General features: G+C 72.2%; 18 protein-coding genes. 10 read left to right on the forward strand and 8 right to left on the reverse strand.

What is annotated here, in order from left to right; genetic code table 11:
* The first annotated feature begins 71 nt into the window (after window positions 1-71).
* The gene (locus WMF27_RS45735) at window positions 72-1,361 is read left to right on the forward strand and encodes a DUF1552 domain-containing protein (protein WP_437762583.1); all 1,290 of its coding nucleotides are present in this window, start codon (window positions 72-74) and stop codon (window positions 1,359-1,361) included.
* A 120-nt stretch (window positions 1,362-1,481) separates the two neighbouring features.
* Window positions 1,482-3,800: a methyltransferase domain-containing protein gene (locus WMF27_RS45740; protein ID WP_437762582.1), complete on the forward strand. Its 2,319-nt coding sequence runs from the start codon at window positions 1,482-1,484 to the stop codon at window positions 3,798-3,800.
* A 12-nt stretch (window positions 3,801-3,812) separates the two neighbouring features.
* On the opposite strand, the gene WMF27_RS45745 is transcribed toward WMF27_RS45740, so the two are convergent.
* Window positions 3,813-4,265, reverse strand: a complete 453-nt coding sequence (locus WMF27_RS45745; RefSeq protein ID WP_437762581.1) for a nuclear transport factor 2 family protein — start codon at window positions 4,263-4,265, stop codon at window positions 3,813-3,815.
* A gap of 490 nt (window positions 4,266-4,755) precedes the next feature.
* On the opposite strand from WMF27_RS45745, the gene WMF27_RS45750 reads away from it, so the two are divergent.
* Window positions 4,756-5,487 carry a hypothetical protein gene (locus WMF27_RS45750; protein ID WP_437762580.1) on the forward strand — a complete coding sequence of 244 codons (732 nt, stop codon included), beginning with the start codon at window positions 4,756-4,758 and terminating at the stop codon, window positions 5,485-5,487.
* 189 nt (window positions 5,488-5,676) lie between these two features.
* Here the strand turns inward: WMF27_RS45750 and miaA are convergent, their stop codons facing one another.
* The 3 genes from miaA to WMF27_RS45765 form a co-directional block, all read right to left on the reverse strand.
* On the reverse strand, window positions 5,677-6,555 hold the full coding sequence (gene miaA / locus WMF27_RS45755) for a tRNA (adenosine(37)-N6)-dimethylallyltransferase MiaA (RefSeq protein ID WP_437944563.1): 879 nt from the start codon (window positions 6,553-6,555) through the stop codon (window positions 5,677-5,679).
* Window positions 6,556-6,617: 62 nt separating this feature from the next.
* Window positions 6,618-8,663 (reverse strand): DNA mismatch repair endonuclease MutL, encoded by a 2,046-nt coding sequence (mutL, locus tag WMF27_RS45760; protein WP_437943674.1) that lies wholly within the window; start codon window positions 8,661-8,663, stop codon window positions 6,618-6,620.
* Window positions 8,660-9,331: a hypothetical protein gene (locus WMF27_RS45765; protein WP_437943675.1), complete on the reverse strand. Its 672-nt coding sequence runs from the start codon at window positions 9,329-9,331 to the stop codon at window positions 8,660-8,662. Before WMF27_RS45765 ends, mutL begins: the two co-directional genes overlap by 4 nt.
* 137 nt (window positions 9,332-9,468) lie before the next feature.
* Between WMF27_RS45765 and WMF27_RS45770 the strand changes: the two genes are divergently transcribed.
* Both WMF27_RS45770 and rsmI read left to right on the forward strand, forming a co-directional pair.
* The gene (locus WMF27_RS45770; RefSeq protein ID WP_437943676.1) at window positions 9,469-10,755 is read left to right on the forward strand and encodes an RNA polymerase factor sigma-32; all 1,287 of its coding nucleotides are present in this window, start codon (window positions 9,469-9,471) and stop codon (window positions 10,753-10,755) included.
* A 3-nt stretch (window positions 10,756-10,758) separates the two neighbouring features.
* Window positions 10,759-11,637, forward strand: a complete 879-nt coding sequence (gene rsmI / locus WMF27_RS45775) for a 16S rRNA (cytidine(1402)-2'-O)-methyltransferase (protein ID WP_437762576.1) — start codon at window positions 10,759-10,761, stop codon at window positions 11,635-11,637.
* Between the two features lie 178 nt (window positions 11,638-11,815).
* On the opposite strand, the gene WMF27_RS45780 is transcribed toward rsmI, so the two are convergent.
* On the reverse strand, window positions 11,816-12,949 hold the full coding sequence (locus WMF27_RS45780; RefSeq protein ID WP_437762575.1) for a mannose-1-phosphate guanylyltransferase: 1,134 nt from the start codon (window positions 12,947-12,949) through the stop codon (window positions 11,816-11,818).
* An 80-nt stretch (window positions 12,950-13,029) separates the two neighbouring features.
* Window positions 13,030-13,305, reverse strand: a complete 276-nt coding sequence (locus WMF27_RS45785; RefSeq protein ID WP_437943677.1) for a hypothetical protein — start codon at window positions 13,303-13,305, stop codon at window positions 13,030-13,032.
* Window positions 13,306-13,474: 169 nt separating this feature from the next.
* Between WMF27_RS45785 and WMF27_RS45790 the strand changes: the two genes are divergently transcribed.
* Genes WMF27_RS45790 through WMF27_RS45805 form a run of 4 tightly spaced genes read left to right on the forward strand, consistent with a single transcriptional unit; the run spans window position 13,475 to window position 16,276 of the window.
* On the forward strand, window positions 13,475-13,987 hold the full coding sequence (locus WMF27_RS45790; RefSeq protein ID WP_437762573.1) for an NADH-quinone oxidoreductase subunit A: 513 nt from the start codon (window positions 13,475-13,477) through the stop codon (window positions 13,985-13,987).
* Window positions 13,984-14,532, forward strand: coding sequence for an NADH-quinone oxidoreductase subunit NuoB (gene nuoB / locus WMF27_RS45795; protein ID WP_437278754.1), 549 nt, complete (start codon window positions 13,984-13,986; stop codon window positions 14,530-14,532). Before WMF27_RS45790 ends, nuoB begins: the two co-directional genes overlap by 4 nt.
* A gap of 32 nt (window positions 14,533-14,564) precedes the next feature.
* Entirely contained in the window at window positions 14,565-15,113 is a 549-nt protein-coding gene (locus WMF27_RS45800) for an NADH-quinone oxidoreductase subunit C (RefSeq protein ID WP_437762572.1), read from the forward strand.
* Complete coding sequence (locus tag WMF27_RS45805) at window positions 15,110-16,276, forward strand: NADH-quinone oxidoreductase subunit D (protein ID WP_437943678.1); 1,167 nt, start codon at window positions 15,110-15,112, stop codon at window positions 16,274-16,276. The genes WMF27_RS45800 and WMF27_RS45805 overlap by 4 nt, the downstream gene beginning before the upstream one ends.
* A gap of 54 nt (window positions 16,277-16,330) precedes the next feature.
* On the opposite strand, the gene WMF27_RS45810 is transcribed toward WMF27_RS45805, so the two are convergent.
* A complete protein-coding gene (locus WMF27_RS45810) occupies window positions 16,331-17,788 on the reverse strand; it encodes a fibronectin type III domain-containing protein (protein WP_437943679.1) in 1,458 nt (485 codons plus the stop codon).
* A 169-nt stretch (window positions 17,789-17,957) separates the two neighbouring features.
* Window positions 17,958-20,018, reverse strand: a complete 2,061-nt coding sequence (locus WMF27_RS45815; RefSeq protein WP_437943680.1) for a hypothetical protein — start codon at window positions 20,016-20,018, stop codon at window positions 17,958-17,960.
* Window positions 20,019-20,439: 421 nt separating this feature from the next.
* Between WMF27_RS45815 and WMF27_RS45820 the strand changes: the two genes are divergently transcribed.
* Complete coding sequence (locus WMF27_RS45820; protein WP_437943681.1) at window positions 20,440-20,784, forward strand: hypothetical protein; 345 nt, start codon at window positions 20,440-20,442, stop codon at window positions 20,782-20,784.
* The last annotated feature ends 24 nt before the right edge of the window (window positions 20,785-20,808 follow it).

Genomic DNA, 20,808 nt, shown 5'->3' on the forward strand with positions numbered 1-20,808 from the left:
CAGGTGAGCCCCCACGCACCTGTCGCGGCGAGCGCCGTTGGCGCGAGATCGGTAGCGTGAAAGGGTCGTTCATGCGCAGCCATCGTCGTAGAGATTTCCTCAAGGGGCTGGGGGCCAGCGTCGGCGCCGGCTTCTTGTTCAACCCCTTCCTCGACTCCATCGCGGAGGCGGCGCCCGGCCAGAAGCCCAAGCGGCTCCTTTTGTTCTGCACGATGGGGACCGCGCCATCGATCTGGAAGCCCACGAGCGTCTCGGGCGAGACCCCCACGTTCAGCGAGTCGACGTCGCCGCTCGCGGACGTGAAGCAGCACGTCGTGCTCGTGGACGGCCTCCCCAGCGGGAATCCGGGGAACAACCACGGCGCGCCCGACGCCCTGACGGGGCTCGGCTTCAGCGACCCCGCCAAGCTGATCTCCGTCGACCAGTTCATCGCGGACAAGCTGATCGCCGCCGGCACGAAGACGCAGATCGCCTCGCTCTTGCTGGGGGCCGAGAGCACGGTGAACGGCGGGAGATCGCCGTATTATCGCAAGGACAACCTGCCAGGCATCGCCTCTCCGACGTCCGCCTACTCCACCCTGTTCGGCTCGGCGATCCCGTCGAACACGTCGTCGAGCGATCTCTTGCGCCGTCGCAAGAGCGTCCTCGATCACCTGAAGAACGAGATCAAGGCGCTCGAGGGGAACCTCGGCTCCGAGCAGCAGTACAAGCTGGAGCTTCACATCGACTCGATCCGGCAGATCGAGGAGCGGCTGTCCAACGCGTCGTCCGGCCAGACCGGCGGCTGCAGCGTGCCGACGAAGCCCGCCACCGATCCGGCCAACCCGCTCCAGGCCAACCTGCTCCACATGGATCTCCTCGTCGGCGCGTTCGCGTGCGACATCACCCGCGTCGGCGCCATCCAGTGGGGCTCGGATCAGGCCATGAACGTCGATCTCCCGGACATCGGGCTGAAGGGCGACGAGCACGGCGCCATGATCCACACCGGCGCCCCTGCGCACCTCGACCTGATCAAGCTGGAGAAGTGGCTGTCGCAGCGGTTCGTCGACCTCATCAACAAGCTGAAGGCGATCCCGGAGGCCGACGGCTCCGGGACGCTCTTCGACAACACGCTGATCGCGTGGTGCCGCGACATGGGCGACTCGCCGAACCACAACCAGAACGAGATGAAGTTCGTCCTGGCGAGCGGCGAAGGCGGCTATCTGAAGACGGCCCCTGGCGGCCGGTACATCAAGAGCAGCGAGCGGCACGAGCGCGTGCTGCTCAGCCTGTGCGACGCGATGGGCGTCACGGACTTCGCCGGCTTCGGCGATCCGAGCCTGCGGTCCAAGTCGCCGCTCCCGGGCCTTTCGGCCAACTGAGGCGACCGGCGGGCGCGCGCTCCGGTTCCCCGCGACCGCCGCGTCGCGCCGGGCGCCTGCGCGCTCCCGGGCGCACGCCGCCGTCGATCCCCGTCCCGCGCCCGGCGTACACTCGTCACCATGACGACGCGCGCGCCGGCGGGGTACGAGGCAGATCAACGGCGGGACGACCTGTCCGCGTACGCGCGGTACCTGTCCGCGATGGACGCGTCGATGCGCCAGAAGGTCGCGCTCACGGCAGCGCACCTCCTGTGCGAGGGCCGCGTCGCCGACATGGGCATGGGCTCGGGGCAGGGCAGCGCCGCGCTGGCCCAGCTCTACCCGCGCCTCGAGGTCATCGGCGTCGACATCGATCCGACGGTCGTCGAGCTCGCGCGCCGCGCTCATCAGCACCCGAACCTGGGCTTTCAGCTGGGCGACATCGCCAGGACGGTATTCCCGCCCGAGAGCCTCGACGGGATCTTCGACTCGTCGGTGCTCCACCACGTCACCTCGTACGGGGGCTACCGCCACGCGAACGCCGCGGAAGCGCTCGCGGCGCAGGTGGAGCAGCTCTCGCCGGGCGGGGTGCTCGTGGTGAGGGACTTCGTCGATCCCGGGCCGGAGACGGTGTTTCTGGACGTGCCCGCCGACGACGGCGACGACGGCCGCGATCCCCGCGGCGCCTCGACGGCGGCGCTGCTCGAGCGGTTCGCGGGCGAGTTTCGCGCGCTCTCGCCGGAGCCGGGGTTCCCGCTGGCGCGCGCCCCGCGCGAGCCGTCCGGCGCGCTCCCCGCGCCGCGCCCGGGGTGGCGCCGGTACCGGCTCGCCCACAAGCATGCTGCCGAGTTCGTGTTGAGGAAGGATTACCGCGCTGACTGGGAAGCCGAGGTCAAGGAGGAGTACACCTATTTCTCTCAAGCGCAGTTCGAGGCGCTCTTCGCCCGGCTCGGCCTGCGCGTGCTGTCGTCGACGCCGCTGCGCAACCCCTGGATCGTGCGGAACAGGTTCGCCGGTCGCTTCGAGCTCCGGGACGCCACGGGCGCCCGACTGCCTCATCCGCCGACCAACTACCTGATCGTCGGAGAGAAGGTGAAGGCCGGTCAAGGGGTCGCGTTCCGGCTCGCGCCCGCGGAGAGCGCCCGGCAGTTCTTGCGGATCGAGCACCACCAGGATCGGGCGACAGGGCAGGTGTTCGACCTGGCGGCGCGGCCGCACCCCACGCTGGACATCGTGCCGTTCTTCTTCGCGGGTGAGACGGCGTATGTGCTGGCGCGGACAAGCTATCCGCGGCCGATCGCGCGCGCCTGCCGCGAGGAGACGCCGCCCCTCGACGGCAGCGGGCCGGCGGACTATCTGGCCGAGCCGATCGCGGTCGTGCAGACCGAGTTCCCTGTCGGGCACACGGTCGAGCATGCGCTGGAGCGGGCGGCCGGGGTGCGGGCGGCGGCGATCCAGCGCATGATCCCGGGCACGACGTACTACCCGTCGCCGGGCGGCATCCTCGAAGAGGTGCGCTCGATGCTGGTGGAGGTCGAGCCCACGTTCGTGAACGCGCCCTCGGAGAACGTGTCGGGGTTCGGCACCTCGGGGCGCATCCGCGCCATCGAGGCGCGCCAGCTCCTCCGCGCCGCGCAGGTCGGCGGCCTGCCCGACGCGCGGCTCGAGCTGAACGTCTACGACCTCCTGGCGCGCTTCGGCCTGCCGTTCGGGCCGTGGATCGGCGACGAGATCCCGCTCGCGGCGGCCGGCGCGGGCGCCGCCGTGCAGCCGACGTCGCTCGCCGCGCTGCTCGGGCGCCCGAGCCGCCGGAGGTTCTCGCGGGTGGACCCGGGCGCCAGCGCGGGGTTCCTCGAGGTGCGGCGGGCGCGCTTCGAGGAGCTGACCGCAGACGGCGGCGTGGTGGCCGCGCGGGAGCTGGAGTACGTGGTGCCTCGGCCGCTCGGGGTGCTCACGGTCTCGACGGCGCTGCTCGCGCGGGCGCCGTCGGGGGAGGTCGTGCTCGGCGTGGACGATCACGATCTGCCGGCCGCCCAGAGCTTCTCGGGCGACAGCGGCATCCTGGTCGCGCCGGCGTGGCGGCTGCCGCGCAGCGTGAGCGCGCTGGCGGCCGCCGAGGCGTTCGTGCGCGAGCGGCTGCAGGCCGAGTACGGCCTTCGGGTGGGGGCGGCCGTCGAGCTCGGAGGGGCCTACCGCCCTTCGGCAGGGCTGACCCCGGAGCTGGTCCAGCCGCTCGCCTTCGTGGTCACCGCGGCGCCTGCCTCGGCCGGCGCGCCCGCCTCGGCTGCCGCCGCGCCCGGCCTCGCGCCGGGGTCCGATGCCGCTCGGCGGCTCTCGTGGGTGCCGCTGATCGAGCTCGTCGCGGGGCGCGAGCGCCTGCCGGACGGCCACCTCCGCGTCGCGGCCCTGCGCGCGGCGCACGCGCTCGGCCTGGCGATCGCGCCGCCCCACCCGCGGTGACCCGCGGCGGGCCTACCTGAGCGCTTCCTCGAACATGCTCGTGTTGCCGGTCTGGTACGATATCTCGAACCTGACCTTGGAGACTTTCCAGCCGCCTGCGTGCCTGGCGAGCTCATAGCGGTAGTGGCCCGCGACCAGCCAGTCCTCGCCGCCCGGCGCGCGCGCGAACCGATGGTGGGCGCGGACATGGCACTCCACGGTGGCGTGCTCTCCTTTCACCTCGATGTCCAGGGGGCCGAGGAAATGCTGTGATGCGTCGATCGCGTCGTGAAACTTGCTCCAGCCCGCCAGCAGATCGTCCGTCTTCTGCTCCTGCGGCTCGCCCCCGAAGACCGACGTGAAATCGGCCACCACGACGTCGGCATAGAGGCCGCGGAGCTCGGTCCAGCGCCGCTTATCGATGTGGTGGGCGATCCGGACAACGACATTCTGGATCGCCTGCACGTCACTCAACTCTCGCGTCATGGTCGTCCTTTCGGCGCGTGGAGCAGGAGGCGCCGTGCTCCGTGGTGAGCCCTCTCGAGCCGTTCCTGGCCGGAGGGGAGATGCGGTTAGCATGGACGTAAAATGGCGAGAAGGGCCCCGCCCCCTCGCCCTCTGGGGTTCGACATCGTCCGAGCGAGGCTGTCGACCCGGAGCGGCGCGCCATCGGCCGCGCGCGCCCGCGCCGCCGGGGTGAGCCCATGAAGCCCGACGAGCTGCGGTGTCGATGACGCGCTGGTGGCCCCCTGATGCTTGGACCCCGCAACCGCGCTCGGCGGACGGCGGTTTCGAGGCCTCAGCGGCGCCGCCGGCGGGCGCGCGAACATGCCGTATCTGCGCGCGCCGCCCGCGCGCGCGAGGAGATCCGGGCCTCCGCGGCGGCTGGCACGCCGGGCGCTTACCGCGTCGCACATCGCCGGCTCGCCGGCCGCTCCCCGCGGCGCACAGCGGGGCGGAAGACCCCATGGAACTCATGAGCAATTCCCTGAAGATCCCGATGCCCGGCGCCGCGCCGACGGACCTCGCGAGCCGGAGCAGGAGGCTCGGGTGGAGCGCGCGCGCCGATGCCGGGAGGGCCCGATCGTTCGTCGCCCTGCGCGGGCGCATGCTCGCGAGCCCGAGCCTGGCCGGGGCGCTCCATTTCATGCAGGTGACGAACCGCCCCTGGGAGCCCCATGAGCTCAGGGCGTGGCTCGACAATCACGTGATCGCTCCGGGGTGGATGAGGCCCCCGCGCGCGGTGCGCGAGCCGGGCGCGGAGACCGTGGCGCTCGGCGAGCTGGACGAGCGGCCCGAGGCGGTCGCGGCGCTCACCGGGCGCGCGCGCCGGCGCGTGGGGAGCGCGCTGCTCGACTTCGTGGCGCCGGACCCCGACGGCAGGTTTCTCCGTGCAGCGCTGTACAGCGCGCGCGTCCGCTGGACCGTGGTGGGCGACCGATCCGGCTGGCTGCCGGCGCCGCGCGAGAGCGACTTCCTGAGCGACGTCGTGCTCAGCCTCTTCGCCGCGGCGATCCTCTCGGGCCCGGACATCTATCAGCGCCACATGACCGTCTGCTCGCACTGCGGGCGCGTCGCGTTTGCCCAGGAGGCGCGGCCGTCCACCGCGGCCTGCCCGCGCTGCGACGGCGAGGTCCGGTGGCGCATGCCCCCGGCTGGAACGGGCAGGCGCCGCGGCGGCGGCGGGACCGGCGAAGAGCGCGCATGAGCGGCGCCCGCGGCGCCTCGCCGGCGGGTAGTGCTGTCATTTGAACATGAAGGCGGTAAGGCGGGAAGAAAATCATCAATGATCTTCCCGCCTTACCGCCTTCATGTGAACCCTCTCTGGGCAAATGACAGCACCACCCGCCGGCGGGTGGTTCTGGTGTAAACTATTGTATTTGTTATTGTTTCTGGATCATGGCAGCGCGACGTACGCGACCGCCTGGTCCCTCAACCACGTGCGCTGCCGGCGCACGAAGGTGCGCGTGGCGCGCACGATGGCCGGCGCGAGCTCGTCGGCCGGCAGGCGCCCTTCCAGGTGCTCGCGCACCTGCCGGTAGCCGACGGAGCCCATCGCCCGCGCGTCGCCGTGGCCGCGGGAGAGGAGCGAGCGGACCTCCTCCACCCAGCCCTGCTCCAGCCACCCGGCGACGCGGGCCTCGATGCGGCGGTCGAGCTCGGCGCGGTCCCGGTGCACCGCGAGCAGGCGCGCGGCGTGCCGGCGCTCCCGGAAGCCGTGCTCCGCGTGCCACGCGCTCTGCGTCCGGCCCGAGCGCTCGTAGATCTCGAGCGCCCGGCTGACCCGCACGAGGTCGTTGGGCGCGAGGCGGGCCGCGCTCTCCGGATCCACGGCGGCGAGGCGCGCGTGGAGCGCGGCGCGCCCCTCGGCGTCGGCGATCGCGCGGTGGCGCGCGCGCGCCTCGGGATCGGCGGGCGGCGCGGGCGACAGGCCGAGGACGAGCGCCTTCACCCAGAGGAACGTGCCGCCGCAGACGACGGGGACCCGGCCGCGGTCGCGGATGTCGTCGATCGCCGCCTCCGCGAGCTCCGCGAAGCGCTGGGCGTCGATCGCCTGGAGCGGATCGACCGCGTCGACCAGGTGGTGCGCCGCGCGCGCGCGCTCGGCGAGCGTCGGCTTCCCGGAGCCGAGGTCGAACTCCCGGTAGATCTGCACGCTGTCGGCGCTCACCACCTCGCCGCCGAACCGCTCCGCGAGCCGGATGGCGAGCTCGGTCTTGCCGCTCGCCGTCGGGCCGACCACGACGAGCAGCTCACCCGGCGCCGGCGGCGCGATCGCCTCCCACGACGGCGGCGCGGCCGCGCCGGCGTCCGGGGCGAGCTCGAGCGCCGCCTCGCTCACCGCCTCCCCACGCGGTGCTCCAGCTCCGGCCAGCCGACGCGCATCACGATGGGCCGACCGTGCGGGCAGTGGCCGGCGAAGTCGACCTCGTCGAGCGCCGTGAGCAGCGCCCGCGCCTCCTCCGGCGCCACCGGGTCGCCCGCGCGCACCGAGCCGTGGCAGGCCATCGTCGCGAGCGCGAGGTCGACAGCGCCCGAGAAGGCGCGCTCGCCCGAGTGGCTGAGCTCGTCCACGAGGTCGCGCACGAGGCGCTCGGGCGCCGCGCGGCGGAGCAGCGTCGGCACCGCGTGCACCGCGAGCTGCGCCGCGCCCGCCGGGCGCACGTCGAGCCCGAGCCGCGCGATCGCCTCCTGCGCCTCCTCGACGAGCGCCACCTCCGCGGGGGCCGCCTGGACGATCACGGGGAAGAGCAGCTTCTGCGTGGCGACGTCGCGCCCGTCGTACGACGCGCGCAGGCGGTGGAACGTCACGCGCTCCGCCGCCGCGTGCTGATCGAGGAAGTAGATGCCGTCCGGCCCCTCGCACACGAAGAAGGTGTTGCGCACCTGGGCGAGGAAGCGCAGCGACCCCCAGGCGACAACGCGCTCGGCCGCGGCGAGCACCGGCCCGCCGTGCGCCGGTAGATCCGGGTAGGGGACGGGCGGCGACCCCGGCGCGGGCGCGGGCGGCTCGCCCGGCCCGCCGCGTGCCGGGAAATCGAGCGCAGCGATGTCGGCCCACGCGCCGAGCTGCGCCGGCGCGGCCGGCCCGGCCGGCGCGGCGTGCGGGCGCGCCGGCGGGACCCCGCCGAGGTCGCCGCCGAGGCCCCACGGATCGGCCGGCGGCGCCTGCCGCTCGCCCGATGCGCCCGCCGCGGGCGTCGATGCGCCCGCCGCGGGCGCCTCCGCCGCGGGGCCGCTCGACCAGACCCAGGCGTCTCCGGGCGGGGACGCCGCGTCCTCGAAGAGCTTGCCCTTGCGGCCCTGGAAGCCGCCGGGGGCCGGCGCGGGCAGGCCGAACGCCGCGGCCACCTGCGCGGCGACGATCTTGTAGAGCGCGTCGGCGACGGCGCGGCCGTCGGCGAAGCGGACCTCGGCCTTCTGGGGGTGGACGTTCACGTCCACGAGCTCGGCGGGCAGATCGATGAACACCGCGCCGATGGGGTACCGGCCCGGCTCGAGGACGCTGCCGTAGGCGAGCGCGATCGAGCGCGCCAGCGAGCGGTCGCGAACGTGCCGGCCGTTCACGAACATCCACAGCCAGCTGGCGCCCGAGCGGGCGCGCTCCGGCCGCGACACGAACGCCTCGACCGTGAGCGGCCCCCGCTGGCCCGCGCACGTCGCGAGCTCCTCGCCCGCGAGCATCGCGCGCGCCCGCTCCGCGCGGCTCGAGGTGCGCAGCCACTCCCGCGCGACGCGCCCGTCGCGCGAGAGGACCAGCGTCACGCCCGGCTCGCCGAGCGCGACCGCCTGCGCGATCTCGGACACGTGCGCCGACTCCGTGCCGACGGCGCGCAGGAACTTGCGCCGCGCGGGGACGTTGAAGAAGAGATCGCGCACCTCGACCACGGTGCCGGCGGCGCACCCGCAGGGGATGGCCTGCGCCGCGCCGCCGCCCTCGATCCGGATCTCCGTCCCCTCGGACTCGCCGTCGCGCCGCGTCCGCAGCGAGAAGCGGCTCACCGAGGCGATGCTCGGGAGCGCCTCGCCGCGGAAGCCGAAGCTCTGGATGCTGCGGAGGTCGTCGAGCCGGGCGATCTTGCTCGTGGCGTGGCGGAGCACCGCGAGGGAGGCGTCCTCGCGGCTCATCCCGCGCCCGTCGTCCGCGACGCGCACCAGGCCGACGCCGCCCCCCTCGATGTCGATGCGGATGCGGCGCGCGCCCGCGTCGAGCGCGTTCTCGACGAGCTCCTTCACGACGCTCGCCGGCCGCTCGACCACCTCGCCCGCCGCGATCTGGTTGGCGAGGTCGTCCGGGAGGATGGCGACCTTCCGCTCTTCGGCCTGCGCCTGCGTGAGCGTCGATCGAGGATCCGCGCCGGCGATCCTCTCCGCGGTGCTCATGGCTCGTCGCCGGGGTCGACCGCCCGGGCGACCGCCTGGAAGTACACCTTGGTGCGCTCCCGCGTCAGCGCCACCGCGGCCGAGCCGAGGGCGGCCAGCTCGAAGATCACGAAGCGCACCCGCTCGGCGGTCCACCAGAGGCCGGTGTTCGTGAGGCCCGCGCGCTCGGGGATGTCCGGCGGAAGGAGCGCCCCGGCCTGCGCCACCATGTCGATCCAGGCGCCGCGGACGCCCCGCGTGAGCGCGTACTCGAGCGCGGCGAAGGCCAGGTTGGCGACGAGGACCTGGAGGACGAAGCCGCGCGTGCCGGGCCGCCCGCCGAGCGCCAGCCCGCTCGCGACGACGAGCAGCCCGCCGAGGAGCAGCTTCCCGATGCTGAGGGGGAAGGTGACGTCCTGGTACAGGCTCAGCGCGCGCGCCTGCGCGGCCTCGAGCACGAGGAACGTGAACTGGAACGGATCGCCCTGGTCGCGCGCTTGCTCGGCCACGGCCATGACGTCGGGGGCCATGCCGGCGCGCAGGTACATGGCCGTCCCGCACCCGGCCATGAAGCCGCGCACGCCGATGAGCCAGGTGAGCAGCATGGTGGCCACCAGGTACCAGGGGCGCAGCGAGCGCGGGCGCGGAGGGCGGTGCGAGTCCACGTGGAGGAGGCTGGCGTGTAGCACGTTCTCCGATCTCGCGCGCTCTCTTCCTTACCTGCGGATCGCGGAGCGGGTAGCCTGCGGATCGCGAAGCGCCTGCGCGCCGGCGCAGGTGGCGCGGTGCGGCGGGGCTGTACTAGAACTTCGAGGACGAGGTCCGGGTGGCGAAGAGCAAGAGCGAGCCGCGAACGAAGCGAACGAAGGGGACCGGAGCGCCCCAGCCCGACGGGGTGGCGAAGGCGGGGCTCCAGGCCGGAGCGGAGGATGACGGCGCGGCCCCCCGGCCCGGCTCGGACGCGGCCCCCCGGCCCGCCGCGAAGCGCCGCGCGCGCTCCGCCGCGAAGGACGGCGGGCCCGCGCGCGGCGGCGAAGCGCAGCCCGCGGCGAGCGACGACGAGGGCCCGCGCGAGGACGACGACGAGGCGGACGGCGCGCCCGAGAGCGGCGGCGCGAGGACGGGCGACGTCGACGAGGGCGACGTCGTGGAGGTCGTCGGCGAGGTGATCGACGACGCGGGCGTCGATCTGAACGACGTCGAGCTCCCGAAGTCCGCGCGGGTCAGCGGCGGCGAGGGCCGCGGCGGCGGCGACGTCGCGCTGTCGCGCACGGACCCGCTGCAGGCCTACCTGCGCGAGGTGCAGCGCCACGCGCTGCTCACGCCGGACGAGGAGAAGGAGCTGACGATCAAGTACACGAAGACGCAGGACGTCGCGACCGCCGCGCGGCTCGTGACGGCGAACCTGCGGCTCGTGGTCAAGCTCGCGTACGAGTACCGGCGCGCCTACAAGAACATCATGGACCTCATCCAGGAGGGGAACATCGGCCTGATGCAGGCCGTGAAGCGCTACGACCCGTACCGCGGCGTGAAGCTCTCCTCGTACGCGGCCTGGTGGATCCGCGCGTACATCCTCCGCTTCATCCTCAACAACTGGCGCCTCGTGAAGCTCGGCACGACGCAGGCGCAGCGGAAGCTCTTCTTCAACCTCAACAAGGAGAAGGCGAAGCTCTCGGCGATGGGCATCGAGCCCACGGCGGCGGAGATCGCGAAGCGCCTGTCGGTCGAGGAGAAGGAGGTCGTCGACATGGACCGCCGCCTCTCGAGCGGCGAGGCCTCGCTCGACGCCCCGGTCGGCGATCTCGAGGGCCGGACGATCCCGCGCGTCGAGCTGCTCGTGTCGTCGGGGGCGAGCCCGGACATCGCGTTCGAGGCGCGCGAGATGGGCAGGCTCGTCCACGATCGGCTCTCGAAGTTCCGCGAGACGCTGAAGGGCAAGGACGTGATCATCTTCGACAAGCGCATGGCCGCGGAGGACCCGCTCACGCTCCAGGAGCTCGGCAACGAGTTCGGCATCTCGCGCGAGCGCGTGCGCCAGCTCGAGGCGCGGCTCCAGTCCAAGCTGCGGACGTACCTCCAGGAGGAGCTCGGCGACGCCGTCGAGATGGACTAGGCCGTGTCGAGCGGCGGCGAGCAGGGCGGGTCGAGCGATCGCGGGTGCCTCTACGTGGTGGCGACGCCGATCGGCAACCTCGGCGACATCACGCTGCGCGCGGTCGAGACGCTGCGCGGGGCGGACCGGATCCTCGCGGAGGACACGCGGCGGGCCCGGGCGCTCCTCGGCCACCTCGGCGTCTCGGGCAAGCCGGTCGACCGGTTCGACGCGCACGCCTCGGAGGCGGACGCGGCGCGCGCGGCCGCGCGGCTCGCGGCGGGCGAGTCGATCGCCTTCATGACCGACGCCGGCACGCCGGTCGTGAGCGATCCGGGGACGGCGCTCGTGCGCGCGGCCACGGAGGCCGGGGCGCGCGTCGTGGCGATCCCCGGGCCGAGCGCGGTGATGGTGGCGGTGAGCGCGTCGGGGCTGGTGACGGGGGGCTTCCGCTTCGTCGGGTTCCTGCCCCGCGGCGGGCGCGAGCGGCGCGAGGCGCTGGCCCTCGTCACGTCGACGCCGGAGGCGGTGGTGCTGTTCGAGTCGCCGCGGCGCTTCCGCGAGACGCTCGCCGAGCTCGCCGAGCGGATGCCCGGGCGGCGCGCCGTCGTCGCGCGCGAGCTGACGAAGGTGCACGAGGAGATCCTGAGCGGCAGCGTGCAGGAGCTCGCGGCGATCGAGCGCGAGTGGCTCGGGGAGATCACGCTCGTGCTCGCGCCCGCGGCGCCGGCCGCGGAGGGCGCGCGCCCGAGCGACGAGGAGCTCGACGCGCGCATCGATCGGGAGCTCGCCCAGGGGAGGCGGGCGAAGCACATCGCCGAGGAGCTGTCGGTGGAGCTCGGGCTACCGCGGCGCGAGATCTACGCGCGGGCGGTGGCGCGGCGGGGGGAGCCGCGCGAGTAGAGCGAGAAAAAACGCAAAGGCGCCAAGGCGCAAAGACGCAAAAAAGAGAAGAGATTGACGGAGAAGCGTCCTGGTGAGCAGCAGACGCTGTCTCTCATGTGTCTTTTTGCGCCTTGGCGTCTTTGCGCCTTTGCGTTTTTTCTCTCCTCTCACTGCTCCGAAGAGGCGCGCCGCTTGGTCACGTATGCCGGCCCTGCCCTCGCGCCTTCAGCGCGTCGACCGCGTGCTTCACCTCCTGGGCCCGATCGCGCGGCACGATGAGCAGCGCGTCGTCGGTCTCGACCACCACGAGGCCCTCCACGCCGACGAGCGCGATCACCCGGCGATCGTCGGGCGCAACGCGCGCGCGCAGATCGACCACGTGGTTTCCGTGCGCGTCGACCAGCACCGACCCCGCGGGCGCGCAGTTGCCTCGCTCGTCCTTGTCGGCGAGCTCCCAGGCGCTCTGCCAGCTGCCCACGTCGCTCCAGCCGAAGTCGCCTGGCACCACGGCGAGCCCGGCGACGTGCTCCATCACGCCGTGATCGACGCTGACGGCCGGCAGGCCCGGGAACACCCGCAGGACGGCCTCCGCCTCGGCGCCCGGGCCCAGCGCGGCGGCGCGGTCGATCTCGTCGAGCCCCGCGGCGAGCGCCGGCAGGTGGGCGCGGATCGCGGCCAGCATGTCGCCCGCGCGGAAGATGAACATCCCCGCGTTCCAGAGGAAGCGGCCGCTCGCCACGAACTCCGCGGCGCGCTCGCGGCTCGGCTTCTCGACGAAGCGCCGCACGCGGCGGGGCTCCGTGGGCGCCGCGCCCTCCGCCCCGGCGGACGCCTCCACCTCGATGTAGCCGAAGCCCGTCTCCGGGTGCGTCGGGCGGACGCCGATCGTCGTGATCGCGCCGCCCTGGGCCGAGGCGACGGCGGCCCCCAGCGCCTCGTGGAACCGCGGCACGTCGGCGATGTGGTGGTCGCTCGGGAGCACGACGACGACCGCCTCGGGGTCGTCGCGCGCGATGGTGGCGGCCGCCCAGCCGATGCACGGCGCCGTGTTGCGCGGCGCTGGCTCGACCAGCAGGCGCCGCTCGGACACCTCGGGCAGCGCCGCGCGGGTAGGCGCGACCAGGTGCTCGCCGGTCGCGATCCAGACGCGCTCCCAGCCCGCGCGGGCGCACAGCGGGAGCACGCGGCGCGCCGTCGCGGCGAGGAGCGGCTCGCCGCCGAGCAGCGGCAAGAGCTGCTTCGGGCGCGCGGCGCGCGACGCCGGCCAGAAGCGTGTGCCCGCGCCGCCGGCGAGGATCAGGACATGGAGGGAGGGGTCGGTCGGGGTCATCGGCGCTTCTCCGCGGTTTGAACGTGCGGCTTGGACGGCGAAGAGGGTCGCACGGTTGCGGTGCGGCCGCCGCGGGGCGCTCAGGCGAGGCCGGGCAGCGCGCGCGCGTAGGCCACCATCGCGAGGCCGAGGCGGACGACCCACAACGAGAGCGCGCCGACGCGCCGCCGCTCGGCGAGGGCGCGGAGGGCGGAGGCCGCCGCCGTCGCGAGCGCCTGCGCGGCGGCGACCCAGGCGTCGCCGTCGGCCGCGCGGAGCCAGAGCCGGGCCGCCGCGCCATGCCCGGTCGCCGAGATGGGCAGCGCCTGCGCCGCCCCCTGCACGGCCGCGAGCACCGTCACGTCCACGAGACCCACGCCCGAGCGATATCTCAGCTCGGCGCGTCCTGTCGATCCCGAGCAGCAGCGCCGGCGAGACCGGGGTCTGCCGGCTTGCCGCGGTTCAGCTTTTCACCTACATAATCACCCCTGGATCCGACCCCTCTCGCCTGAAACGAGGGGGGCGGGCCGAGCGAGGTTCCGCCCGATGTTGATGGCCTACGCCAGCGTTGCCGCGTTCTTTCTGGTGGCGATCGGCTTCATGCTCGGCTCTCTGCTGTTCGGGAAGCTGCTGCGCCCGAACAACATGTACGCCGAGAAGGTCGAGACGTACGAGTGCGGCGAAGCGCCTGTCGGGCCCGCGTGGTTCAACTTCAACCCGCGTTTTTACATCATCGCGCTCGTCTACATCATCTTCGACGTCGAGATAGCGTTCATCTACCCGGTCGCGGCCGTGTTCAAGCGCTGGGTGGACCAGGGCAGCGGGCTCTTCGCGCTGATCGAGATCTTCCTCTTCGTGGCCATCCTGATGCTCGGCTTCGCCTATGTCTGGGTGAAGGGCGATTTCAACTGGATCCGATCCATCAAGGGGGATCCGCGCGGGGCTCAGAACGTGAGCAGCCGGGCTCGGCCGCACACGCCGCTCGCGGGCGCGGGCGAAGGCGCGCCGGCGGGCCTCCCGGGTCAGGCGGCGGTCGCCGAGGGAGGTGCGGAGTCATGACATCGAACCTGAACCTGATGGCCCCGCCCCGCGGGTGGGAAGCGAAGTACGAGAGCGACGGCGGCGGCGTCATCACGACGAGCGTCGATCAGACCGTCAACTGGCTGCTCAACTGGGGCCGGTCGAACAGCGTCTGGTACATGCTCTTCGGCCTGGCCTGCTGCGCCATCGAGCTCATGCAGACCGGCGGCCCCCGCGGCGATCTCGAGCGCTTCGGGGCCGCGCCGCGGCCGAGCCCCCGGTCGAGCGACCTGTTCATCATCGCGGGGACGCTGACGTACAAGATGGCGACCCGCGTGAGGCGCCTCTATGACCAGATGTCGGAGCCGCGCTTCGTCATCTCGATGGGCAGCTGCTCGAACTGCGGGGGCCTCTTCCAGTACGCCTACTCGGTCTGCAAGGGCGTGGATCAGATCATCCCGGTCGACGTCTACGTGCCCGGCTGCCCCCCGCGCCCCGAGGCGCTGCTCGAAGGGCTCCTCAAGATCCAGGAGAAGATCAAGAGCGAGCGGGCCCTCGGCCGCCGCGGCGCGACGGGCGGTTGAGCCCTCTCCCCTCGACACCTCCCGGATCTCCCATGTCACCCGAAGCTATCTTCCAGGCGCTCCAGGCGAAGCTCGGCGAAGACGCGGTCTTCGACTTCCACCCCGTGTCCCCGAAGGATCGCGACGCCTGGCTGAAGGTCGCGCCCGCGAAGATCGAGCCCGTGTGCCGGCTCCTGCGCGAGGCGCCGGAGCTCGATTTCGATTACCTGGAGTGCATCACCGGGGTCGACTATCCCGATCTCGAGAAGATCGCCGTCGTCTATCACATCTACTCGTACGCGAAGAAGCACCGGGTCGTCCTCAAGGTGTTCCTCGACCGGGAGAGCCCGGCGGTGTCGACGCTCGTCGACGTGTGGTCGGCGGCGAACTGGCAGGAGCGCGAGTGCTTCGACCTGCTCGGCGTGCGCTTCGAGGGGCACCCGGACCTCCGCCGCCTGCTCCTGCCCGACGACTGGGAGGGGCACCCCCTCCGCAAGGACTGGCAGGAGAAGGCCGAGTACCGCGGCATCCCGACGCAGCGGCCGAACCCCGTCGAGCTCTTCAAGATCAAGCTCCCGAAGAAGGACGCGGAGGCGTCATGAGCCAGGTCATCTTCAGCGTCGACCGCGGGGGCGCGGAGCCGGGCGCCGAGATGGAAGACGAGATGACCCTCAACATGGGGCCTCATCACCCGTCGACCCACGGCGTGCTCCGCTTCGTCATCTCGACGGACGGCGAGATCATCCGGAAGGCGGTGCCGGACGTCGGCTACCTGCACCGGAGCATCGAGAAGATCGGCGAGCGCTGCACGTACAGCGGCTTCATGCCGTACACGGATCGCGTCGACTACATCGCCGCGATGTTCGCCAACGAGGCCTGGGCGAGCGCCTGCGAGAAGCTGATGGGCATCGAGGTGCCGAAGCGGGCGCGGTACCTCCGCGTCATCTCCTGCGAGCTCAACCGGATCGGGAGCCACATGATCGCGCTCGGCGCGATGGCGATGGACGTCGGCGCGGTCACGCCCTTCCCGTGGGCGCTGCGAGAGCGGGAGTACATCAACGACTTCATCGAGGAGCTGTGCGGCGCGCGGCTCACCTTCAATTACCACCGCATCGGCGGCGTGTCGTTCGACATGCCGAAGGGGTGGGCCGACAAGGTGAGGCACTGGCTCGACCGCTTCGAGCCGATCATGGTCGAGTTCGACCGGCTCATCAGCCTGAACGACATCTTCATCAAGCGCCTCGCCAACGTCGCCGTGGTCACGGCCGAGGAGGCGAAGGACTGGGGGCTCGTCGGCCCCAACCTGCGCGCATCCGGCGTGAAATGGGATCTCCGCAAGGAGGACGCCTATTCGGTCTACCCCGAGCTCGAGTTCGACGTGCCCGTGGGGCGCGGGCGCTACGGGGCCGTGGGAGACTGCTGGGACCGGTTCTACGTCCGCGTCGAGGAGTGCCGCGAGTCGGCGAAGATCCTCCGCCAGGCGCTCGACAAGATCGACGAGCACCCGGAGGACGACATCCTGGGCAAGCTGCCGAAGAAGATGCGGCCCGACGGGGAGGCGTACGCTCGCATCGAGAGCGCCCGCGGCGACATGGGCTGTTATGTCATCGGGCGCGGCGCGGAGGAGGCGTACCGGGCGCGCTTCCGGACGGGGAGCTTCACCGCGATGGCGATGATCGAGGCCAAGAGCCCCGGCCTGTTCCTGGCCGACCTCGTGGCGCTCATCGCGAGCTTCGACGTCGTGGCGCCCGAGATCGACAGGTGAGCGGGGCGAGGGGCGATCTCGCGTGGCGGGCGTCCCGCGCTGGCGCGAGCTGCATCAGGGGCGCACGACCCGTGAATTGACGGCGCCCTCGAAGACCCCGAGCCCCGGTCGCACGCGGGGCCCGCCCGACTTCGGCACGGCCTCGATCGAGAGGCCGCCCTCGGGTGTCACGTTGACGCGGCACTCCGCGCCGACGTCGAGCGTCTGCGAGATCTCCTCCCAGGCTGCCTCCACGCCGCGCCGAACCTTGTAATCCAGTATCTCGAGCAGGCCGAGACCCAGGACCTCATAGTACCAATCGGAGTCCGCATCGACCTCGAGGTTGCTCGTGACGATGCTGAGCGCGCCGTCAGCGCAAACGAAATCCAGATCGAAATCGACGTCCACCTCGGGGTCGGGCAGCCATGTGCTGTAGGCCAGATCGAGGTCGACGTGGGCCGTCGTGCACTCGGCTTCGCTCGCTGGGCAGCCGCGGGTGATCTCCACCGCAGGGCCGTACAGGTTGCCCCAGTACAGATCCTCCCCGTGCAGCGAGTCACCGACCAGGGCCTCGACCCGGCTCACCAGCTCCTCGTTGGGGATGCCGAACGCCAGCAGAAACTGGGCGGCGGTGTGATTGTAGCCCGCCCAGGCCGGATGGGCGCGTAGCTCCGCATGGGTGACGGTGAGCGTCGGGGAATGGCCGCCGTCGGTGTCGAGCCAGTGGCAGCTGGAGGCAGACCCGAAGTCGCGATCGAAGACCTCCATGCCGTTCACCAGGAGCGAGAAGCCCTGCACGCAGAGAGCGTCATCGCCCTCCTTGGACAGGGTGATCTGCGTGATGTCCCCGATGTCGTCGATGGAGTCGAGGTTCAGGTCGTACGTGAACGTGCTGCCGCGTTCGAAGTCGTCACGCCCGTAGTCCATGTACGTGATGTTGCCGGACGGCACGGCGCCGCCGTTCAGGCGCGCGAACACCGCGTCATCCGTGTTGGCGTCGCTGCGATCGGCCACGCGCACCTCGAGCTGCGCCCGCCAGACTCGAAACCCCCGGCCGTCGCGCGAGAACACGCAGCGCTCCGGCGAGAAGCGCTGGCCGTACTGGTTGTACGCGCGCACACGGTAGCAATAGGACGTATCCGGGGTGAGGCCCGAATCGGTGAAACTGGCTGTCGCGCCAGAGCTCAGGGCGCTCAAGCTGCGCCGCGTTACCCAGCTGGTCGAGCCCCCGCCGCGCCGCTGCAGTTGATAGCCCGTTTCGTAGGGCGAAGAATCGCGGAAGGACAGCGCCACCGTCGTCGCTGTGCGCGTGCCGATGCTGACACCGGAAGGTGCCGCGGGCGGTTGTGTCGAGGGATCGACTGGGTCGAGCACCGGCCCGCCCTCGCCGGGCGGCGGCAAGGGGGGCAGGGCAAACGCGGTGCCCGTGAGGCTCAGCGCCGTGAGCATCAATCCCAGCGTGCGCGCACCACGCCGTCCCTCCCGTGCTGACATGATGGAAACCGATCGGCTGAAGTGCTGGCTCGAGAACATGGCGTAGTCCCCTTCTTTCAAGGATCGCCCCGTGCGACGCGAGCAGACCATCCCGCTCCTCGTCGGCAACCTGGGCGATGCGATGCTCGCTGCTCCTGCTCATGCAAGCTCGAGACCAGCGAGCATTGCGGCGCCGACGCGCCACGCCTGAACGAGCTTTCGCGGAGTCTCAGTCCTCGCTTTCGGGCAGCGGCGGAGGCAGCGGCAGCGCGCGGGGGGGCTCGAGGCGCGTCGGCTCCGCCTTGCAGTCGATGGTGCGGCCATCGCAGCCACAGACGTTCCCGCCCAGATCCTCGTAGACCGCCGGGGAGCGCTCATCGACGTACCTCACGAGGTCGAGCGGCTCGCACGTGAAGGTCGTCGACGCGAGCCGCACCGTCGCGCCGACGTTGTAGATGCCGGCCGCGGTGCTCCGCTCGATCACGCTGTCCCGGACGAGGGCGTCCGCCTGACCCGTCTCGTTGTTGTAGGCGATGATGCCGTAGCCGTAGCCGTTCGCGCCGTCGCGCGTGCGCCCCAGGGTGTCCGTGATCGTGGTCGAGTCGACGGTCGCGTCCGAGTCGCTGAGGAAGAGGCCGCCGTCCCTGCTCGACTCGATAAGGACGTTGCGCAGGTGCGCGCTCGCGCGCTCGCCGAGGTCGGGCAGCGACTGGACATTGACGCCCCGGCCGACTTCCTCGTTCGACGGCAGCGGCCTCGTGTCGCGCACCACGGTCGAGTCCAGGGTCGCGTCGGCCCCGAAGACGGCGATCCCCATCCCGTAGCTGCCCTCCACCGCGCTGCCGCGCACCTGGGCGCTCGCGCGCCGTCGATCGTGCGCGATCTCGAGCCCCGCGCCGTAGTCCGGCGCGCCGGGGAGGATCTCCCGCACGAGGAGGCCGTCGATCTCGACGTCGGAGCCGTTGATGACGACCCCCCTCTCGCGGCTCCGCTCGACGAGGACGTGCCGCAGCGCCACGCGGGCGGGGCGGCCGTCGACGCGGCTCGGCTCGGTGTAGAGGCCCATGCCGTGGCCCGGATCGCCCTCCGTCAGCACCAGACCCGTGTCGCGCACGACCGTCGCCTCGATGGTCGCCTCCGCGCCGATCATCGCGATCGCGGCGGTGTGGTTCCGCTCCAGGACGCTGCCCCGGACCGTGAGGGTCCCGGGATCGAAGTCCGGGATATGGGTCGCCGCGAGCCCGGTGCCCGGCAGCTCCGCCGCGAGCCAGGCGACGTCGCGGACGACGCTGTCCTCGATGACGCCGTCCGCCCCGGAGAACCTGAACCCGAGCCCCCCGACCCGCTCGATGACGACGGATCGCGCCGTCACGCTCGCGCGGCGCTCGAACGACTCGACCTGCATCGCGATCGCATGGCCGTAGAACGGGTGCCCCCGGTCCCCGGCGGCGAGATCGATATCGCGCAGGACCGTGCCCTCCAGCGTCACGGCGGCGTCCGCCACGACCATGCCCGCGCCCGTCGTGTGCTCCACGAGCGCCCCGCGCACGGTCAGGCTCGTTTCGGACTGAAGGCCTGCGGCGAGGACGCCGACATCGCCGGTGTCGTGGATCCAGACCCGCTCGATCAGGACATCGCGCGCGTTCGCCACACCGAGGCCCATGCCCTGCCCGCGGACAGCGAGGTCGTGGATCTCCGTGGCGCTCGCGCCCCTGTCGACCTGGACGGCGATCGCCTCGGGCGGCCCGACGATCTCGACGCGCGCGGGGCACCGGCCCCAGAGCCGCACGGGCTGCCCTGAGATCAGCAGCTCTTCGGCGTAGCTGCCCTCCGCGATCGCGATCAGGGCGCCCTCGGCCGCGCGGTCGATCGCGTCCTGGATCGTCGTCCACGGTCTGGCCTCCGTGCCGTCGCTGTCCGCCCCGGCGTAGGCCGCGTCGACGAACTCGGTCGTCTCATCGATCGGCGCGCCGCCCCACGGGCCCGCCCCGCACGGAGCGACCTCACGCCACGCCGCCTCGCCGGGGACGGCCATCTGACCTGGCGGGCCCGCCTCGGCCGGCAGGACGGGCACGCAGCCCTGCGCTCCATCGGGCGTGAAGCCGCTCCCGCACCGCCCGGGCGGGACCCCCGCCGGCTCGCAGCCCGCGTCGGTCTCCACCGCGCCCGGCGGGCACGGGAACGCGGGCCCGGCGTCCGTCCCTGCGCCGCCGGCCGGGTCAAGGCGCTGCACGCACGCCGCGAGCAGCGCGATCTGCAGGAGAGAGAGGGCGAGCCGGTCTTTTCGCATCGTGCTTCGGTGCCTCGCGGGAACGATACGCGCTCCCCGTCCCCGAGGCGCCCTCGGAGACCTGCCTGCGCATGTTGAGCGAAACCTTGCTCACTTGCGCGCGTAGTTGCGCATCGAGGGCCGCATCCCGGGGATGCCGCCCGCGCCCTGGCCGGCGCTCCGCCGGTCCCGGGCTGCGGTCGTGAGCTCGGGCCCCGCGGCATGCGGGTTGCTTGAAGGACCGCGAGGTTCGGGGCTGACGCGGCGCCGGAAGGCACGCTCGCTGTCCGGCTCGACGATCGCGGGGTGTCACAGGCGACATGCCGCCTTGGACCTCAAGGACTCTTCGGAGCGCATCCGAGAGGGCGCGCGCGGTCGTTCGCGAATCCTCGCGAGCGACCGCGCGCGTCGATACGTAGTCAACGTCTGTAAGGAGATTGCCATGCTCACCATCCAGAATACCGAGTCGATGATCGAGACGCAGACGACCGACGTCGTCGACACGAAGGCCGGCGTGCAGCGTCTCGAGCTCACCCTCAAGAAGATCAGCGAGAAGAGCAACGAGACGCTTCAGGCCGTCCCGCTGAGCTCCGCCTGTACGAGCGGGTGCTTCTCCTCGGTCAGCTCGATCAGCGTCTCGGCGAGCTCGTCCTTCGACAGCCTCGACGAGGGGCAGCTCGAGAGCGTCATCCGCATGCACGACAAGGCGATCGACGTCATGGGCCAGGACGCCCTCGTCTCGGCCGCGATCGCCAAGGGCGTCGAGCTCGGCGCCGACAAGAAGTGAACCCGTAGGCGCACCCTGGGCGGC

This window comes from Sorangium sp. So ce281, assembly GCF_051527395.1.
In the GTDB taxonomy this organism is placed as follows: Bacteria; Myxococcota_A; Polyangia; order Polyangiales; family Polyangiaceae; genus Sorangium; species Sorangium cellulosum_B.

What these genes read in the sequence shown, in the direction of transcription:
- nuoB (WP_437278754.1), top strand. Translation starts at nt 13,984, where the DNA reads ATGACATCGAACCTGAACCTGATGGCCCCGCCCCGCGGGTGGGAAGCG.
- WMF27_RS45805 (WP_437943678.1), top strand. Translation starts at nt 15,110, where the DNA reads ATGAGCCAGGTCATCTTCAGCGTCGACCGCGGGGGCGCGGAGCCGGGC.
- WMF27_RS45780 (WP_437762575.1), bottom strand. Translation starts at nt 12,949, where the DNA reads ATGACCCCGACCGACCCCTCCCTCCATGTCCTGATCCTCGCCGGCGGC.
- mutL (WP_437943674.1), bottom strand. Translation starts at nt 8,663, where the DNA reads ATGAGCACCGCGGAGAGGATCGCCGGCGCGGATCCTCGATCGACGCTC.
- WMF27_RS45740 (WP_437762582.1), top strand. Translation starts at nt 1,482, where the DNA reads ATGACGACGCGCGCGCCGGCGGGGTACGAGGCAGATCAACGGCGGGAC.
- WMF27_RS45790 (WP_437762573.1), top strand. Translation starts at nt 13,475, where the DNA reads ATGTTGATGGCCTACGCCAGCGTTGCCGCGTTCTTTCTGGTGGCGATC.
- WMF27_RS45745 (WP_437762581.1), bottom strand. Translation starts at nt 4,265, where the DNA reads ATGACGCGAGAGTTGAGTGACGTGCAGGCGATCCAGAATGTCGTTGTC.
- WMF27_RS45820 (WP_437943681.1), top strand. Translation starts at nt 20,440, where the DNA reads ATGCTCACCATCCAGAATACCGAGTCGATGATCGAGACGCAGACGACC.
- WMF27_RS45800 (WP_437762572.1), top strand. Translation starts at nt 14,565, where the DNA reads ATGTCACCCGAAGCTATCTTCCAGGCGCTCCAGGCGAAGCTCGGCGAA.
- WMF27_RS45815 (WP_437943680.1), bottom strand. Translation starts at nt 20,018, where the DNA reads ATGCGAAAAGACCGGCTCGCCCTCTCTCTCCTGCAGATCGCGCTGCTC.
- WMF27_RS45750 (WP_437762580.1), top strand. Translation starts at nt 4,756, where the DNA reads ATGAGCAATTCCCTGAAGATCCCGATGCCCGGCGCCGCGCCGACGGAC.
- WMF27_RS45810 (WP_437943679.1), bottom strand. Translation starts at nt 17,788, where the DNA reads ATGTTCTCGAGCCAGCACTTCAGCCGATCGGTTTCCATCATGTCAGCA.
- WMF27_RS45735 (WP_437762583.1), top strand. Translation starts at nt 72, where the DNA reads ATGCGCAGCCATCGTCGTAGAGATTTCCTCAAGGGGCTGGGGGCCAGC.